Source organism: Acinetobacter sp. CAU_H_78 (genome assembly GCF_058599365.1).
Map to the genome: position 1 here is coordinate 1,867,938 of NZ_CM178652.1, position 18,700 is coordinate 1,886,637.

General features: G+C 43.2%; 13 protein-coding genes. 3 read left to right on the forward strand and 10 right to left on the reverse strand.

The window, feature by feature from the left end; genetic code table 11:
• The first annotated feature begins 39 nt into the window (after nt 1-39).
• Nucleotides 40-1,452 carry a short-chain fatty acid transporter gene (locus tag AC4MCD_RS09055; protein WP_491875932.1) on the forward strand — a complete coding sequence of 471 codons (1,413 nt, stop codon included), beginning with the start codon at nt 40-42 and terminating at the stop codon, nt 1,450-1,452.
• Nucleotides 1,453-1,510: 58 nt separating this feature from the next.
• Here AC4MCD_RS09055 and AC4MCD_RS09060 read toward each other — a convergent pair whose 3' ends face one another.
• The 4 genes from AC4MCD_RS09060 to AC4MCD_RS09075 all read right to left on the reverse strand — a co-directional run bounded on the left by AC4MCD_RS09060 (nt 1,511) and on the right by AC4MCD_RS09075 (nt 6,019).
• A complete protein-coding gene (locus AC4MCD_RS09060) occupies nt 1,511-3,004 on the reverse strand; it encodes an OmpA family protein (protein ID WP_491875933.1) in 1,494 nt (497 codons plus the stop codon).
• Between the two features lie 193 nt (nt 3,005-3,197).
• Nucleotides 3,198-4,436 carry a dihydroorotase gene (locus tag AC4MCD_RS09065; protein ID WP_491875934.1) on the reverse strand — a complete coding sequence of 413 codons (1,239 nt, stop codon included), beginning with the start codon at nt 4,434-4,436 and terminating at the stop codon, nt 3,198-3,200.
• A gap of 10 nt (nt 4,437-4,446) precedes the next feature.
• Nucleotides 4,447-5,463: an aspartate carbamoyltransferase catalytic subunit gene (locus AC4MCD_RS09070; protein ID WP_034702102.1), complete on the reverse strand. Its 1,017-nt coding sequence runs from the start codon at nt 5,461-5,463 to the stop codon at nt 4,447-4,449.
• Nucleotides 5,464-5,686: 223 nt separating this feature from the next.
• Entirely contained in the window at nt 5,687-6,019 is a 333-nt protein-coding gene (locus tag AC4MCD_RS09075) for a hypothetical protein (RefSeq protein WP_034170006.1), read from the reverse strand.
• 656 nt (nt 6,020-6,675) lie between these two features.
• Between AC4MCD_RS09075 and rlmKL the strand changes: the two genes are divergently transcribed.
• Nucleotides 6,676-8,880, forward strand: coding sequence for a bifunctional 23S rRNA (guanine(2069)-N(7))-methyltransferase RlmK/23S rRNA (guanine(2445)-N(2))-methyltransferase RlmL (rlmKL, locus tag AC4MCD_RS09080; protein WP_005235042.1), 2,205 nt, complete (start codon nt 6,676-6,678; stop codon nt 8,878-8,880).
• A gap of 66 nt (nt 8,881-8,946) precedes the next feature.
• Here the strand turns inward: rlmKL and clpB are convergent, their stop codons facing one another.
• The 4 genes from clpB to crp form a co-directional block, all read right to left on the reverse strand.
• The gene (gene clpB, locus AC4MCD_RS09085) at nt 8,947-11,526 is read right to left on the reverse strand and encodes an ATP-dependent chaperone ClpB (RefSeq protein WP_491875935.1); all 2,580 of its coding nucleotides are present in this window, start codon (nt 11,524-11,526) and stop codon (nt 8,947-8,949) included.
• Nucleotides 11,527-11,779: 253 nt separating this feature from the next.
• Nucleotides 11,780-12,145: an antitoxin Xre/MbcA/ParS toxin-binding domain-containing protein gene (locus AC4MCD_RS09090; protein ID WP_491875936.1), complete on the reverse strand. Its 366-nt coding sequence runs from the start codon at nt 12,143-12,145 to the stop codon at nt 11,780-11,782.
• 144 nt (nt 12,146-12,289) lie between these two features.
• Nucleotides 12,290-13,339, reverse strand: a complete 1,050-nt coding sequence (locus tag AC4MCD_RS09095; protein ID WP_159123982.1) for an NADP(H)-dependent aldo-keto reductase — start codon at nt 13,337-13,339, stop codon at nt 12,290-12,292.
• A gap of 193 nt (nt 13,340-13,532) precedes the next feature.
• Nucleotides 13,533-14,240 (reverse strand): cAMP-activated global transcriptional regulator CRP, encoded by a 708-nt coding sequence (gene crp, locus AC4MCD_RS09100; RefSeq protein ID WP_419365567.1) that lies wholly within the window; start codon nt 14,238-14,240, stop codon nt 13,533-13,535.
• Between the two features lie 147 nt (nt 14,241-14,387).
• On the opposite strand from crp, the gene AC4MCD_RS09105 reads away from it, so the two are divergent.
• Nucleotides 14,388-14,810 (forward strand): OsmC family protein, encoded by a 423-nt coding sequence (locus AC4MCD_RS09105; protein ID WP_419365566.1) that lies wholly within the window; start codon nt 14,388-14,390, stop codon nt 14,808-14,810.
• Nucleotides 14,811-14,853: 43 nt separating this feature from the next.
• On the opposite strand, the gene AC4MCD_RS09110 is transcribed toward AC4MCD_RS09105, so the two are convergent.
• Together AC4MCD_RS09110 and AC4MCD_RS09115 are read right to left on the reverse strand one after the other, a co-directional pair.
• Nucleotides 14,854-15,897 carry a metallophosphoesterase gene (locus tag AC4MCD_RS09110; protein WP_491875937.1) on the reverse strand — a complete coding sequence of 348 codons (1,044 nt, stop codon included), beginning with the start codon at nt 15,895-15,897 and terminating at the stop codon, nt 14,854-14,856.
• A 247-nt stretch (nt 15,898-16,144) separates the two neighbouring features.
• Nucleotides 16,145-18,382: an NADP-dependent isocitrate dehydrogenase gene (locus AC4MCD_RS09115; protein WP_419374907.1), complete on the reverse strand. Its 2,238-nt coding sequence runs from the start codon at nt 18,380-18,382 to the stop codon at nt 16,145-16,147.
• Between the last annotated feature and the right edge of the window lie 318 nt (nt 18,383-18,700).

An 18,700-nucleotide genomic window follows, 5' to 3' on the forward strand; every position in this document is an offset into this window, starting at 1 on the left:
ACTTCTTAATAACAAATGCAGAATAAATGGATTTTAATCATGCAAACTCAACAAAATATCTTGCAGCGCTTTGCCATGCGCGTCAGCGACTGGTCTGAAAAATGGTTTCCGGACTCTTATATCTTTGCCCTACTCGGTGTCATCATCGTTGCGATTGCCGCGATTGGCATTGGTGCGCCGGCACAAGACGTCGCGATTTCATTTGGTGACGGATTCTGGAGTCTGATTCCCTTTACCTTACAGATGTGTATGCTGATCGTGGTGGGTTATGTAGTTTCGGTTTCCAAACCGATGCAATTATTGATTCAGAAAATGGCGCGCATTCCTCATTCTGGACGTGGAGCCATCGTTCTCGTCGCCACTGTTAGTCTACTGATTTCCCTGATTAACTGGGCGATGAGTACAGTGCTAACTGCACTTCTGGTGATCGCACTGGCACAGCGTAAAGAACTGAACATGGATTACCGTGCGGCTGCCGCAGCAGCGATTATCGGGATGGGTGCAACCTGGGCACTCGGCATCAGTTCTTCAGCAGCGCAATTACAGGCCAACAAATCCAGCCTGCCAGAACCTCTGTATAATCTGACCGGTGTGATTCCATTTACTGAAACGATTTTCCTGCCGCAATCCATGATCATGACAGCAGTCTTGATCATCGCTTCGATTGCCATTGCCTACTGGTCTGCGCCCAAAGGCAATCATATTAAAACCATTGATCACTTCCCGATCCAGATTGAAGAAGAAAAGACTGAAACCGTGACCCATAAACGTCCGGGTGACTGGCTTGAAAACTCGCCAATCTTAAGTATTCTGATTGTGATTCTGGGTCTGGTCTGGATGTTTAACGAGTTTTCCAAAAGCAATCCTATTCTGGCAATCTCCAGCTTAAACACCTATAACTTTATCTTTCTGATTTTGGGTGTAGCCCTGCATGGTACACCGCGTAATTTTCTCAATGCTGTGTCCAAAGCTGTGCCGGCTATTTCAGGGGTGCTGATCCAGTTCCCGCTTTATGGCAGTATTGCCTTTATGATGACCAATGCCCTGAATTCTGCTGATCTTTCCCTGTCGCACTATATCGCCGAGTTTTTCGTGTCAATTGCATCCCAGGAAACCTTTGCCATCGTTATGGGAATTTATTCAGCGATTTTAGGCTTTTTCATTCCTTCTGGTGGAGGAAAATGGATTATTGAAGCACCTTATGTGATGCAGGCCGCACATGATCTGAAAGTACATCTGGGCTGGTCTGTCCAGATATATAATGCAGCCGAAGCCTTACCCAATCTGATTAATCCTTTCTTTATGCTCCCTATGCTAGGAATCTTGAAATTAAAGGCCAAAGATGTAATTGGCTTTACAGTGACACAACTGGTCTTTCATCTTCCGTTGGTACTGTTCTTGCTCTGGTTCCTGGGAAGAACCCTGACTTATACCCCACCTGTCTTCTCTTAATTCAGGACAAATAAAAAAAGGACGAATCATTCGTCCTTTTTTTATGATAAAAGATGATTTAGCTGGCTTTCTTCTCAACCACGCCTTCATTATCTACAGTATGGATACGACCGTCTTCGGTACTCATAACTTCAAAAGTTACACGGCGGTTTTGATACTGCCCGTTCGAAGTCGCATTTGGTTGAGCAGGCTGATTCGCCGCCATACCTACAGGTTGTAATTGTGCCGGATTCACCCCTTTCTGTACCAGATAATTTACAATGGCTTGGGCACGTTTTAAAGACAGTTCCTGATTTTGAGTGCTGCTGCCTTCCGTATCAGTATGGCCCATCACGGTTAGACGTACATCTTTGGCATATTGTAATAAAGCTGCGGTCTGATCCAACAAGCTTTTATTCACTTCAGGAATTTCGGTAGAACCTGTCGCGAAATGAATAATTTGCAGGTTTAAGGCAGTTGCAACATCTAGCGCCTCAATATTCTCCATCTGAAGTTCATCTAAAGCTTTTTTAGCCTCAGTATTGGCTGTATTGATCGCCTCATCCATATCAACCGGTTTTTGGGTCACGACTTCTACATTTTTAGCCAGACCACGAATCTGACCTGCCAAACGCTGTGCATCTGCACTGTTCGCTGCCTGCACAGATACCTGATTACCTGCCCAAGTCAAAGTCACATTCGACATGCCTTGCAGTAATTTCAATACGGATGGAATCGTATCCTGATCAATAAATTCAGAATGGTAATTCTCATTGGCTACTGCACCACAGCCAATACTGTAATTAAAGATCTGCTTAATTTCATTTTGCAGAATTTGCATATATTTTGGATCATTCATCTGTACCTGACAGTTGACGATTTCACCCTGACTACCGGTACTGATTTTGAGAATTGCAGGGTTCGTTGCAGCAGCTTCACTCACCGCCTGAGCATTTCGCAATTCATCCGGATCATCATCACGCAGGCATCCACGGAAGAAGAATAAGATAATCGCCGCAATAATCACGAGGAGAATAAATGGCCAGAACACCACTGCTTTTTTCTCTTCAGTCAGTACCGGCTCTGCCTCCGGTTCAGAAGCCAGACCTGATGCGCGGTTCAGGTTTTGTCCTGCAAGCGGAGATACGCCTAAAGATGCCAGTATAGGACCAGCCCAGACTGGAAGTGACCGTTGAATCGAGTCTGCATGGGTATCTAACAAATGGCCTACTGCTTCAGCAGTGGGTGCACCCGCTTCTGCCTGCAAGAAATTCATGGTTGGAACAATTGCCCGGTTCAGGGTCTGTTCAATTTCATCTTGAGGCGCAGTTGAATCTAACTGAGTCAAGAATTGTTGTTTTAGGGTCGGATTATTATTAAATAATTCATCAATCTTGGGATTAAGTTGCTGACCTAAACTTTCAATCCAGGCCGGTCTTGCACGAAGAATACTTAACAATACAGGATAGAATTGGGCTAAGGCCTGATCCTTGGCAAATAGATGTTCAGTTTCACCTTGCAGCACAATGGCGGTCACATCACTCTTTAAACGTTCAATTAAATCTGTATTCATCAAGATCACCATTATTCTGATTTATAATGTTTAATATTTAATCAGTGTAGCGATCCACCCTCTTTGGAATGTTAATAATTGTACTGATATCATAAAGTTTCACTGTTTATGTAGGGCTAACTTTTCTAGTATTTTATTTAAGATATAAAAAAGTCAGCCGAAGCTGACTTTTTGTAAACGCGAAATGTAAGTGTTATGCGGCAATAAAAGTTTGCAGCACTTTACCTTTCACTTTTTGATTGAGTAGTGGTGTATTTTTACCTTGAGAAACGATCGTTTCTTTGCTTAATGTCCATTCTTGTTCTGGATCAACCAGTACCCAGCCTGCTTCCGCTTTCCAACGCTCAAACATACTGGCGACTTTCGCAGGAGCAACTGTGACTTTCTCCACCCATTCCAACGGCGTAAAGAAGCCTTCATTCACCAGCTGGATACCGAACGGTACATAGGTGTCAAACGCGGTAAAGCCAGGCTGTGTTTCCGCAAAGGGTGCCATTTTGGCAGAGCTGCTCAGGGGTTCATGATGGGTACAGATCGCATCAATCACACCAGATTTCACACCTTGACGCAGTAATTCTTTGTCAGATTCAGAACGTAATGGTGGACGTACGTGTGCAAGAGAGTTAAAGCCATCAATCAGATGGTCAGTCAGATGCAATTGGTGCATAGCGACATCACAAGTTACTGGCAAGCCTTTTTCTTTAGCAATACGGATCAGTTCTACTGATGCACCACAAGATAACAAGCCAAAATGAGCGCGTACTTTAGTCGCTTCAATCATGAGCAGGTATTTGGCAATTGCTACAGTTTCAGCTAGTGCCGGAATCATTGGCAAGCCCTGACGTGAAGCAATAAAGCCTTCATGCACACAACCATCTTTGGCAATTTGCGGCTCTTCTGCATAGAACACTACAGTCAGATCCAAACCCGCTGCATATTCAAGTGTACGTAATACCACATCATCATTGGCAAACGGCGCACTGGCATTAGAAACCGCAGTACAACCGCCTTTTTTTAAACCAGCCATATTGGCCGGTTGCTGACCTTGCAAACCTTGGGTTTGCGCACCGATCACCTGTAAATAAATACCGCCATCCAGCATGGCTTTTTCAACCAGACCATGAATCAGCGCACCATTATCCTGCACAATCGGTTTGGAATCTGGCGGGGTAAAGACATGCAGAATCCCGTTTTCACGTGCAGCCTTACCTTCAGACTTTAAAGTTCCGTGTTGCTGCTGGCCCGGTTCTCGTAAACGTGCACACAGGTCCACCATGGTTGGCATCAGCCATTTGCCCTGTCCATCAATGGTCTCAGATACGTTAGCAGTCTCTGCAACACGTTTACCATTTTCCAGATAAACCGTTTCGACTGAATCAGTGTTTTGGATTGGGTCAAGAACACGGACATTTTCAATTTTTACAATAGTCATGACTTATTCCTTATACCGCAATCGCTTCAATCAAACCCTGTTCCTGTAACTGCCCCTGCATCGCCAGTGCCAGTACCGCCATACGTACAGCAATCCCGTTAGTGACCTGTTTCAGAATCACGGATTGTGGACCGTCTGCAATGCTGGAATCAATTTCCACACCGCGGTTCATTGGTCCTGGATGCATCACGATACAATCCGGCTTGGCTAGGGCAAGACGTTCTTTATTCAGGCCATACATTTTGTAGAATTCAGCCTGAGAAGACAGCGCTGGCGAATCAATACGCTCGTTTTGAATACGCAAGGTAATGATCACATCACAGTCTTTGATGCCATCTTCCATATTATTGAACAGGCGTACATCTTCACTGTAGTCATCAAAACCGTATGGCAACAACGTATTCGGTGCAATCACGCGAATATCTTTACAACCTAAGGTTTGCAGTGCCGCCACATCTGAACGTGCTACACGCGAATGCTTGATATCACCAATTATGGCAATCGACATATCTTCAAATTTTTTGTTAGTCTCGCGGCGAATAGTCAGCATATCCAGCATCGCTTGAGTTGGATGGGCATGACGACCATCCCCTGCATTAATAATAGCGACATTCGGACAAACATCTTTGGCAATAAAGTGTGCTGCACCTGAAGATGAATGACGTACTACGAAGATATCTGCCGCCATGGCTTCAAGATTCCACAAGGTATCACGTAAAGTTTCACCTTTAGAGGTACTTGAACGGGCAATATCGATATTCAGGACGTTGGCAGACAGACGTTTGGCCGCTGCTTCAAATGTAGTACGCGTTCGGGTAGAATTTTCAAAAAATAGGTTCATCACCGTTTTGCCTTCGAGCAAATTATTGGTGATCAGCTGATTTTGGTCATTAAAAAAGGACAACGCAGTGTCCAGTATTTTTGTAAGAGTTTCTTTAGAAAGACCTTCGATGGTCAGGAAATGTTTAAGATTACCTGCTTTGTTGAGTTGAATCTGGCTCGGTGTATGCAATGCCGCCAAGTGCATGAGAGATTCCTTATACGTTAAGTCAACGTATTATACAGAGATTAGCGAATCTTTATAGTTGATAAAGAGCTCGGTTGTACAAAAACCATCTCGGTAATAAGAATGGAAATTTAAATTCCCATGTATTTTTTCAATAAGATAATTTAACCTGTTTATCTACATGCTTGTTTTTTCATTTAAACATGAGTGCTTCAGTCTGGAGCATCCACACCCAATCCCCCAATTAGCGCAATGCGCCAATATAATGATGTGAAACCTGTGCGCGGTAGATATCTTCTTCGCTTGGTTCCACAGAAATCAGTTCCTTTTCCGCCTGTTCTTCAGCCTGCAGTTCTGAAAATGACGATAAATCTAGAGTGGTTTTTAAGCGGTTGACCAGATGTAAAAGCTCAGGATCTTCAGTCTGCTCTGCCAGCCCAATCACATGCTTTGCATAGTGGATATTTTCTGCAAGATACATGGCATCAATTACTCGCCCAGTTACTCGTCTTAAACGTGCATAAATCAAGGTAGCGATTGAAAATGCCTCATTCCTGCGTAATTGAAGATCCAACATCTAAGCCCCTCCGAAATAATAATTAAGAATAAAGATGAAGCTGTAATGATTCCCCTCAGCATTACAGCTTCATTGATATTAGATAGAGCAATAAACGTACCAAAATTAATAAATAAGTTATGTGAGTTATAAATTGATATGAATGAAAACTGATCTACCCCTGAGCAATATTAGGTCAGCGTCTTTTTTGTTTTAGATTCGATCTTCGTCTGGCTAATCAATTCTTAGTCTCGATCACTTGACATAAGTGACCCAATTTTAGCTTTTACTTTTAGAGTAATGCTGATGCCATGAGGTGCATATGAACAACCCTGCATCAGATCCATCACATCAATAACCCGATTATTTATTTTTTTAAATCACACATACAACATGGTCGCACTTGAAGAGCTAGCATTGTGAATTAGTTTAATATTCATCAGATATCCATCTGTAAAATAAAAGATTTAATCAAAAATCCCCCCTATTGGTATTGTGTAATCTTAGCTATTTCATAAATTTTCAGTTTGCTTTTTAAGTTAATATTTAGCACTTTTTAGGATGAGTAAAACTAGGCTGTATATGCTCGATTTTAAAAAATTTCCAAAGCTTTAACAGGCAAAATACGCTAAACTGAACGCAGTTTTTTATTTATTCTTTTCCGGTCTCTCTATTTTATGAATACCTCTTCACGTTTAAGCAATTATTGGGTCACCTGTGCCGATGGTCTGGAAACCTTATTAGAAGAAGAAATCAAAGGTTTAGGTGTTCAGGATATTGAACGTTTCCCAGGTCGTCTGACCTTCAAAGGCACGCTTGAAAATGCTTACCGCATCTGTATGTGGTCTCGTCTGGCTTCTCGTGTCCTGATGCCAATTCATACGCATGAAATCGAATTCTCCCACGATGCGCGTGATGTTGCAGAAGAGCTTTATGAAGGTGCGATGAGCTTCGACTGGTCACTGATTTTTGCACCACAAAGCACCTTTGCAATTCGTCTGCACGTTGAACGTGATATTAAGGTCAACACCCAGTTTGCGACTCTACGTGCCAAAGATGGCGTCGTCGATTCCTTTATGGAAGCTGTGGGCAAGCGCCCAAGTATTGATACCAAACAGCCAGAAATTACTATGTACATTCTGGCTGGTAAAAAAGAACACACTTATTGTTTAGATTTATCCGGTGATTCTCTGCATAAACGTGGCTATCGCCGCTTTATGACTGAAGCACCAATCAAGGAAAACCTAGCGGCTGCGATCCTGCAAAAAGGCGGCCTGAAAGACATCAACCCAGATATTGTAGTTGACCCAATGTGTGGTTCAGGGACGTTTATTATTGAATCACTAATGATTCTGACTGACCGTGCCCCAGGTCTAGTGCGTCGTTTCGGATTTAATGGCTGGAATGGTCATGATCATGAATTATGGATGGGTATTAAAGCTGAAGCGGCTGAACGTCATAAAGCTGCGCTAGAAAACCCATTACCCAAATTCTATGCCTTTGATGCCGACTGGGAAGCGGTGAAAGCCACTAAACAGAACATTATTGCGGCAGGTTTTGAATCAGCCCTCGATCAGATCAAGATCGAAGAGCGTACTTTGAATGACTGGCCAGATTTCCAGGCTGAAGGCAAGAAAGTGTTCTTCGTCACCAACCCACCGTACGGTGAGCGCCTTGGTGATAAGGCATCTAACCGTGCCTTGTATCTGGGTCTGTCTAATCTGCTGCAAAAGAATTTCCCGAATCAGAAAGCGGCAGTCATTGCTGCTCAGGTGGAACAGGCCGATGTCTTGGCGTTCAATGATCCACAAATTCTGCGTTTGATGAACGGTAAACTGCCGATCTATATCCGTTTTGGTACAGTAAAACCGGCAGCAGTCACACGTCCTTTCCTGGAAAGCTGGCAGCCGCAACAATTCGAGCCGATCGAAGGTGCAATGGAATTTGCCAACCGTCTGACCAAGAATATGCAAACCCTGAAAAAATGGGCGGTAAAAGAAAATATTCACTGCCTGCGTTTGTATGATGCTGACCTACCAGACTTTAACGTAGCAGTCGACCTGTACGGCGAACGTCTGCATGTTCAGGAATATGCACCACCGAAAAAAATCGATCCTGAAAAAGCCAAAAAACGTTTCAATTTGGCTCTACAGGCGATTCGTGCCGTGACCGGTTTGGGCCGTGATGCGATCTTTATCAAGACCCGTGCCCGTCAGGAAGGTAAAAACCAGTACACCAAACAAAGTACCGCGTCTAAGCGTTTTATCGTGCAGGAAGGTCAAGCCAAGATTCTGGTGAACTTAACGGATTATCTAGATACCGGGTTGTTCCTGGATCACCGTCAGATGCGTCTGCGTATTGCCAAAGAAGCCAAAGGTAAACACTTCCTGAATCTGTACAGCTATACCTCTACTGCTAGCCTGCATGCAGCTTTAGGTGGTGCTGCGAGTACCACCAGCGTGGATTTGTCTAATACTTATTTGAACTGGTCAAAAGAGAACTTTGTTCTAAATGGCCTGACTGTAGACCATGCCGATCAGCAACATCAGTTCTTCGCCTCTGACTGTTTTGAATGGCTGAAAGAAGGTCATGAACAATATGACCTGATCTTTATCGATCCGCCGACATTCTCTAACTCGAAAAAATTCTACGGGACTTTCGACGTTCAGCGTGACCATGTGTCTTTGCTGAAGCGTGCCATGAACCGTTTAACCACTGACGGCACTTTGTATTTTTCGAACAACTATCGTGGTTTCGAAATGGATGAAATGATTGAAGGTTTATATGACGTAGAAGAAATCACGCATGAAACCATTGGTCCAGACTTCAAGCGTAATCAAAAAATTCACCGTGCCTGGAAAATTACCCATCCAAAAATGTAAGGTGTGAATATAAGATAACAAAAAACCCAGCCTAGGCTGGGTTTTTTGTTGCGAGGAGAACTTGTATTAGCTGAGTTTCATTTTTTCAAAGACCAGTTCGCTGCTTTCACCACGAACGACGATGGTATCACCAGGACCAAACTCACCTGCTAGGATGCTTTGTGCCAAGCCATTTTCAATACGTTGCTGGATCGCACGTTTTAATGGACGCGCACCATACAACGGATCAAAGCCAGCTTCGATTAACTGATCGAAAGCACTGTCATCCACAGACAGACGCATATCGCGTTCTGCCAGACGTTGACGCAAGCGGTTCAACTGAATATCGGCAATACCACGGATCTGGTCTTTTTCCAGTGCATGGAACACCACCAGCTCGTCAATACGGTTGATAAACTCTGGACGGAAATGTTCCGATACCGCATTCATCACCACTGTACGGACTTCTTCACGAGTTGCTTTATCACCCAGCTCACGGACATCTTGTGAACCCAGGTTCGAAGTCATCACAATCACGGTATTTTTAAAATCCACCACACGGCCTTGTGAGTCGGTCAGACGACCATCGTCCAGCACTTGCAGCAGAATGTTAAATACATCCGGATGCGCTTTTTCGACCTCATCAAATAACACTACGCTATATGGTTTACGGCGCACCGCTTCAGTCAGCACACCACCTTCTTCATAACCGACATAGCCCGGAGGCGCACCGACCAAGCGGCTCACCGAATGTTTTTCCATAAATTCGGACATGTCGATTCGGATCATGGCATCGTCACTATCGAATAGGAAGTTCGCCAAGGCTTTGGTCAATTCTGTTTTACCCACACCTGTTGGACCTAAGAACAGGAATGAACCACTTGGACGGTTTGGATCTGACAAGCCAGCACGTGAACGACGTACAGCATTAGATACAGCCACTACGGCTTCTTCCTGACCAACAACACGGTTATGCAGGAAGTCTTCCATATGCAGCAGTTTGTCACGCTCACCTTGCAGCATTTTCGCTACAGGAATACCGGTCGCAGCACTGACTACTTCAGCGATCTCGTTGTCAGTGACTTTGTCACGTAGCAGTTTTGGTGCTTCACTTTCTTCAGCCGCTTCAATACGTTCCAACTGTTTTTGCAGTTCAGGAATCACACCGTATTGATAACGTGCTGCTTCAGCTAGATCACCTTCACGCTGGGCTTTTTCCAGCGCAATGCGAGCCTGATCCAGTTTCACCTGAATATCTTTGTTGCCTGCTACCAGCGCTTTATCGGCACGCCAGATTTCTTCCAATTCGCTGTACTCTTTCTCTACAGTGGCAATCTGCTCTTCCAGGTGTTTCACTTCACCTTGTGCACCAGAGTCTGCATCTTTTTTCACAGCTTCAAGCTGCATCTTCAGCTGAATCAGACGACGTTCGAGTTTATCCAGCGCTTCAGGTTTAGAATCCAGCTCCATTTTGATACGAGATGCTGCTTCATCAATCAGGTCAATGGCTTTATCCGGCAATTGACGATCTGTGATGTAACGATGCGACATTTTCGCCGCAGCAATGATTGCAGAATCCAGAATCTGCACACCATGGTGAGTCGCATAACGGTCTTTCAGACCACGCAGAATCGCAATGGTATCTTCCACGCTTGGCTCATCCACCAGCACTTTCTGGAAACGACGCTCTAAAGCTGCATCTTTTTCAATGTATTGACGATATTCATCCAGAGTCGTTGCACCGACACAGCGTAGTTCACCACGTGCCAATGCTGGTTTCAGCATGTTACCCGCATCCATGGCACCATCGCCTTTACCGGCACCCACCAGTGTATGCAGCTCGTCAATGAACAGGATAATTTCGCCTTCATGTTTAGCCAGATCTTTCAGAACGGCTTTTAGACGTTCCTCGAACTCACCACGATATTTAGCGCCTGCTAGCAAAGAACCAAGGTCCAGAGATAAGACACGTTTGCCTTTCAGTCCTTCTGGAACTTCACCATTGACAATACGTTGTGCTAGACCTTCGACAATCGCAGTTTTACCGACACCCGGTTCACCGATCAGTACCGGGTTGTTTTTGGTACGGCGTGACAGCACCTGAATCGTACGACGGATTTCATCATCACGACCAATCACCGGGTCCAGTTTGCCTGCCATGGCACGTTCAGTTAAATCAATCGTATATTTATTCAGTGAGTCCCGTTGATCTTCATGATTATTGCTCATGACTTTTTCATCGCCTCGAATTTGATTAATAACCTGTCGTAAATTTTCAGTTTTTACGCCAATACTATTTAATAAGGTTTTGGTGGCACCCGTTTCTGCAAGTGCCAGTAATACCCAGTCAGTGGACAGGAACTCATCTCCTGCTTTCTGTGCATAACTGTCCGCAAGATGCAGGGCTTTGGCTGCTTCCTGACTGATATTGATATCGGCAGAGGGATTGCCGAGCGTAGCTACATTATTTAGCACAGTTTGTACTTTGCTTTGCAGTTCACGCAGGTTCGCTCCAGCCTGTTGCAGCAAGCTCACATTCGATGCTTCTTCCATCAAGGTGGACAAGATGTGAATCCCTTCAATGGCAGCATGATCTTTGCTCATTGCCAGAGATTGCGCATCGGAAAGGGTTTGCTGTAAGCGATTGGTAAATTTCTCAAAACGCATTCTTGTTATTCCTCACAACAAATTTTCTACTTGATGGATATATGGGTGCTGTAAATAAAATTTCAAATAATTTTTTATATATTTTTCAAAACTTTAATTAAATAAAAGACAGAGTTATCAGTATTAATATTGGTATTCAATGAAAATATTTCAAGTGAGCGAAAGTAGAATTTTTAAAGTGAAGATCAATAATGAATATCTGATTTAATTTACTCTGCTATTTTTCGGATGGGTAGAAAATAGAGAAAGACCTTTAGTGCGGTTGCAAGCGTCCTAGTAATCGCAATACTGCACTCAAACCATGTTCTGTTTGTATCAAGGATCTTGGCGTTTGCTCATCCAAAAGCTTGTTAGGCGAATTGATAAACTGGCGCATCCAGCTCAAGTCTCCACCATTCAGACCAAATAATGCTTGATAGATATTGATTAAAGTTATTGCTCTTTTACCTGCGGTAGTATCTGGTTCTAATTCTTTTTGATTTATGATTGACGATAATTCTGCTTCAGATAGATCCAGAACTAATGCAAGCTCAGATTCTTGCAATTGCAAATGCTCAGCTAAGTTGAATATTGCTATAGCTAATACTTGGGATTTAGAAATATCCGTTTCATTATTCATTTTTGTCAAATTCTATTGATGAATCTTGTTTTGATTATGCTGCCTTTATCCTTTTCTTGCTATGTTGTTTATCATTAAATTTGATCCTTTATTGATACAAAAATGCCCTCACTTGAAGGGCATTTAAAGAGAACACTTGAACAATTATGGTGCCGGATTGGGTTGCTGACGGTGAATGGCTTCAATGCCCTGCAGGACTTCTTCAGAAAGATTCACGTCAAACGCCTGAATGTTTTCCTTGAGCTGATCCAAGTTGGTCGCACCAATAATAGTACTGGTCACGAAGAACTGCTGTTTAATGAAAGCCAGTGACAACTGGGTTAAGGTCAGGCCATGCTGCTCAGCCAGTTGTGCATACTGCTCGACGGCCCACTCGCTTTCCGGATTGCTATAACGGCTAAAACGTGAAAATAAAGTCACACGTGCATTGGCTGGACGTGCACCATTTCGGAACTTACCAGTCAGATAACCAAATGCCAATGGAGAATAAGCCAGCAAACCTACACCTTCATATTTGGCAATTTCCGACATACCAATTTCATAAGTGCGATTCAGCAAGCTATACGGATTTTGTACACTAACAAATTTAGACAATCCCAGTTTCTCTGCCAGATGCAGGAACTTCATGGTGCCCCAAGGTGTTTCATTGGACAGGCCAATATAACGAATACGACCTTTCTTAATTTCGTCATGCAAAGCAGTCAGGGTTTCTTCCAGATTCGTGACAGCACGATCATCTGCAGCTTCTGCATTGCCATAACCCAGCTTGCCAAAGAAATTGGTCGCACGCTGTGGCCAATGCAATTGGTACAGATCGATATAATCAGTTTGCAAACGTGACAATGAATTATCAATTGCTGATGCAATCTCATCTGCCACAAATCGGGTCTGACCATCACGGATATGGCTACCACCTTGTGACGGACCGGCAATTTTCGAAGCTAAAAACAGTTTGTCACGACCACCACGTGAAGCAATCCAGTTACCAATAATGCGTTCAGTTGCACCTTGAGTTTCCGGCTTGGGTGGCACCGGATACATTTCTGCGGTATCCCAGAAATATAAACCTTGATCCAGGGCATAGTCTAATTGCTGAAAAGCCTCTTCCTGAGTATTCTGCTCACCAAAAGTCATGGTGCCCAAACAGATTTCTGGCAATAAGATTCCCGTATCCGCCAATGGTCTGAATTGCATAAAAATATCCTTTAAGTTTATCTGTTATTTATCAAGAGCAAGTCTGCTATAGCCTATCGGAATTATAAGGCGGACTTAAATCATCTTTTCTAACAAGCTTGTGCCAATTTGTTATGTTCTGAATCAGGCTGAAATTTTTAAACAGGAATAAAAAAAGCAAACCCGAAGATTTGCTTTTTATCACGCTTTTGACTTATTCGTCCTCGAACTCGCCAGCAGCTACTACTTCAGGTTCTTCCAGCGATGCATCAAAAATCAGAATCGCCTTACCATCGGTTTCAATCATACCCTGTTCTTCTAGCGTTTTTAGAACACGACCGACCATTTCACGTGAACACCCAACAATACGGCCAATTTCCTGACGGGTAATACGGATTTGACGACCATTTGGCAAGATCATCGCTTCTGGCTGAGATGACAGGTCAATCAGACAACGTGCAATACGACCAGACACATCGATAAATGCCAGGTCAGTCACTTTACGTGTGGTATTTTTCAGACGGCGAACCAGCTGGGCAAAAACTGCATAGCTAAGGTCTGGATATTGTTTGCTAATTTCATGAAAGTTTTCATAGGTAATTTCAGCAATTTCACAGACATCACGAGTACGCACTTCTGCAGTACGCTGTGGATTTGCTTCGAAAAGACCCATTTCCCCAAAGAAGTCTCCCGCATTTAAATAAGCTACCACAATCTCACGTTCATCATCTTCACGAAGAATGATAGATACAGACCCCTTCAGAATTAAATACAGCGATTTAGATTCTGATCCTGCATCCACGATCGTGGTACGTTTTGGATAGCGATTGATATATGCACGTTTTAATAACGCTTTCACTGATTCAGGTAGTTGCCCCGGCGAAAGTGCGTCTGTGCTTAATTGTGAAAAGTTTGAAGTCATGCTTACAGTTCCGAATATGGATAATTTATAGATCGCACAAGACCTAATGTGAACTTGTCACACAGTGGGATTGAAATTCCTTATCAACCCAATTTATGTTAGTGTACAGTTACTTCGTAAATTTATAGCTTTTTTTAGGTAGTTGCAATGCAAACGAGTGTTCATTGGCTAGAGAATGTTGCTTTTGAAGCAAAAACTCAAAGTGGTCACAGTATCATCATGGATGGTTCACCTGAATATGGCGGTGAAAACCGTGGTCCTCGCCCAATGGAACTGATTTTAACCGGTCTGGGTGGTTGTGCTTCTTTTGACATTGTGACGATTTTAAAGAAAGCACGTCAGGAAATTACTGATGTTCACTGTGAATTAAAAGCAGAACGCGCCGATACAATTCCTGCGGTATTTACCAAAATCCATCTACACTTTGTGGTCAGCGGTAAAGGCATCAAAGAGAAACAAGTCGCTAAAGCGGTAGAGCTTTCTGCTGAGAAATACTGCTCTGCCAGCAAAATGCTGTCCGACGGTGGTGTCGAGATTACTCACGATTTTGAAATTATAGAAGTAGAATGATCCGCTAATTTCATTAAAAAAGCAGTCTTCGTGGCTGCTTTTTTTATGTCATTTTTTGAGTGAAATACTGCTGACCATCTTCAAAAATCACCAGATTTTCAGGCCATCTTAAAGCCCCGAGATGATGGGCAAACTCAGCCTGTTGCTGACGATCGCGATAACGCCTACCCACTGAATAGTCGACACAAAATACATTCTGCTGCTGACCAAACCATTGCAGGGCATCAATGTGCTTAAACAGACCGGATTTTTCTTCGGTGGTTTTAAAGTTTCGCCAATAATGGCCAATCACCACAGGTATCGTATCTGTATAACACTCCCACCATGGTAAACGGTCAATCATGCGCCAGCGCCCCCCTGCATAGACTGGTCGTCGCGCAATTTTTTCTGCGCCTGAGCTTAAGGTACGAATCGGATTTTGCATCTGGTCGCGTAACTCTTTCTCAGCGATATATTTTAATAAGGGAATGCTAGCTGTTGGATCCTTGAACTGCCCCTGATATTGCTGCTGTTCACTCTGAATATATTCATCAAAGCCCAAGGTCTGCAACTCAAGCTCATTTTTCAGGACAAAATGATCATAAGCCTGTCTGATTGAATTAAAAGGAACAGATTTCAATTGTTGAATTGCCTGCGTATCCCAACAGGCATGCACAATTCTTAAATGAGGTGCATCTAGTGCCAAAGGCAGGCTGTTTAGAAATTCCAGAATCCATGCACGATCCTGACTTGAAGCCTGAACTGAATCAAAAGTTTTGAGATCATCCTGATGCGGTGAACCAAAAAACCAGCCATTGCCTTCCCGTAGCGTATCGGTTAACAAGTTGATTTCATGATTACCCACAATGCATTGCGCATTGCCATTTTCTATTAAATTTTTGACCTGTCTAATGACAGCGATACTGTCTGGTCCACGATCACACAGATCTCCGACAAAAATCAGTTTACGCTGTTCAGGATGACGACCTTGCAGATCGTAGCCCAATACTTCTAATAATTGTTGTAGCGCATCAATCTCACCATGAATATCGCCAACAATATCCACCGGACCATCGAAAGTCTGTCGTATGAATATCTGATTACTCATGGCTCTACCCTACCCAGGTCAACAAAACCTTTTTTTAATATAGCGTTTATACTTTAAATCAATATAACAATTTCAGAATTATTTTTTAATCATTTCGATTATTCAATCAAATAACGATAGATCAGAAACTTAACTGAAATCTCATTTCTTCATTTCTTATCTAAATGTATATCTAAAAACAATAAAAAACCGGCGCCTAAGCACCGGTTTTATTCACTTTACGAGCTTTAAAGCTAGTACAGCCTGATTAAGCGTTTAGTGATTCAATGATTTGGTTCAATGTAGCACTTGGACGCATTACAGCATTTACTTTTGCAGGATCAACTGCATAGTAACCACCGATATCTACAGATTGGCCTTGAACTGCATTCAATTCGCTCACGATCTTCTCTTCATTTTCAGCAAGAGATTGAGCGATCGGTGCAAATTTCGCTTTCAATTCTGCATCTTCGTCTTGCGCTACAAGTTCTTCAGCCCAGAATTTAGCCAGGTAGAAGTGGCTGCCACGGTTGTCTAGCTCGCCAGTACGACGTGATGGAGACTTGTCATTGTCAAGCAATTTACCAGTCGCAGCATCCAGTGTTTTCGCAAGCAGTTTCGCACGTGCATTGTTTTCTTTAATGCCCATTTCTTCCAGAGAAACAGCCAATGCCAAGAACTCACCTAGAGAATCCCAACGTAAGTGGTTTTCTTCTACCAATTGTTGTACGTGTTTAGGTGCAGAACCACCCGCACCAGTTTCGTACATACCGCCACCTGCCATTAAAGGCACGATAGACAACATTTTCGCAGAAGTACCAAGCTCCATAATTGGGAACAAGTCTGTGAGGTAGTCACGTAAGATGTTACCTGTTACAGAAATGGTATCTAGACCGCGAGCAACACGTTCAAGTGTGTAACGCATTGCACGTACTTGAGACATGATTTGGATGTCTAAGCCGTCAGTGTCATGATCTTTCAAGTATTTTTCAACTTTCTTGATCAATTCATTTTCGTGTGGACGGTATGGGTCTAACCAGAAGATTGCTGGCATGCCAGAGTTACGTGCACGAGTCACAGCCAGTTTCACCCAGTCGCGGATCGGTGCGTCTTTCACCTGGCACATACGCCAGATATCGCCTTCTTCCACATTTTGAGACATCAACACTTCACCTGTTTCAAGGTCAGTGATGTTCGCAACACCCGCTTCTGGAATTTCGAAAGTCTTGTCGTGAGAACCGTATTCTTCAGCTTTTTGAGCCATCAGACCAACGTTAGGAACTGTACCCATAGTACGTGGATCGAAGTTACCATTCCATTTACAGAAGTTGATCATTTCCTGATAAATACGTGCGAATGTAGATTCAGGCATAACTGCTTTACAGTCGTAAGGTTTACCATCAGCACCCCACATTTTACCGCCAGTACGGATCATTGCAGGCATAGAAGCATCTACAATCACGTCGTTTGGAGAATGGAAGTTAGTAATACCTTTTGCAGAATCAACCATCGCAAGTGCTGGACGGTGTTCTTGGCATGCATGAAGATCTTCAATGATTTCTTCACGTAAAGAAGTCGGTAAAGATTCGATTTTTTCGTAAAGACCAGCCATACCGTTGTTTACGTTAATGCCGAGCTCGTCGAATAATTTACCGTGTTTCTCAAACGCATCTTTGTAGTAAATACGCACACAGTGACCGAATACGATCGGGTGTGATACTTTCATCATGGTCGCTTTAACGTGTAAAGAGAACAGGATGCCAGCTTCTTTACAATCTTCTAATTCTTTTTCATAGAAGTCGCAAAGTGCCTTTTTGCTCATGAACATTGAGTCGATGATTTCGCCGTCTTGAAGCGCAACTTTTGGCTTAAGAACGATAGTTTCACCAGACTTAGTGATCAGTTCCATTTTCACATTACGTGCACGGTCTAAAGTCATAGACTTTTCGCCATGGTAGAAGTCGCCTTCTTGCATGTGAGAAACGTGAGTTTGTGACCAAGGTTTCCATTCACCCATAGAATGTGGGTGTTTTTTCGCGTAGTTTTTCACTGCTGTCGGCGCACGACGGTCAGAGTTACCTTCACGAAGTACTGGGTTCACTGCTGAACCTAGGCACTTGCTATAACGCGCTTTAATTGCTTTTTCTTCTTCAGTAGTCGGGTTTTCTGGATAGTCAGGCAGTGCATAGCCCTTAGACTGAAGTTCTTTAATACATGACGTCAACTGAGCAACAGATGCACTAATATTAGGGAGTTTAATGATATTAGTATCTGGATCTTGGGTAAGACGACCTAATTCTGCCAGGTTATCTGAAACTTTCTGCTCATCGCTTAGATAGTCTGCGAATTCTGCAAGTACGCGTGCGGCTACAGAGATGTCTGTCTTAACAATCTCAACGCCCGCCGGCTTAGTAAAGGTCTCAATGATCGGCAGTAGAGAGTAAGTCGCCAATAATGGCGCCTCGTCGGTCAGTGTGTAAATAATTGTTGACTTTCCACCAGCCATATATAGCCCCTTGCTTTGGATTGAGTTTCTGATCATCAGGCTTTTGGCCTAATTTCAGCGAACCGGTTACTTAAATAAACTTTGAAAGTAGTGGTGCTGGTTGCACCTCAGTCAAAGGAATATCAATACATATTCAACTTTGCCTGAAAAATTCGTAAAAATTGTCAGCGTGATTCACCGACAGCAGTATTCTACGTGAAAATGAACCTTTTTTCGAATCGGCACATTGCCAAACCATGCGATTTGTGCATTAGAGGGTTAATTCTCAGATTTTGCTTAATTTTACCAAAAATTATAATTTAAGCATTATAATTCAAT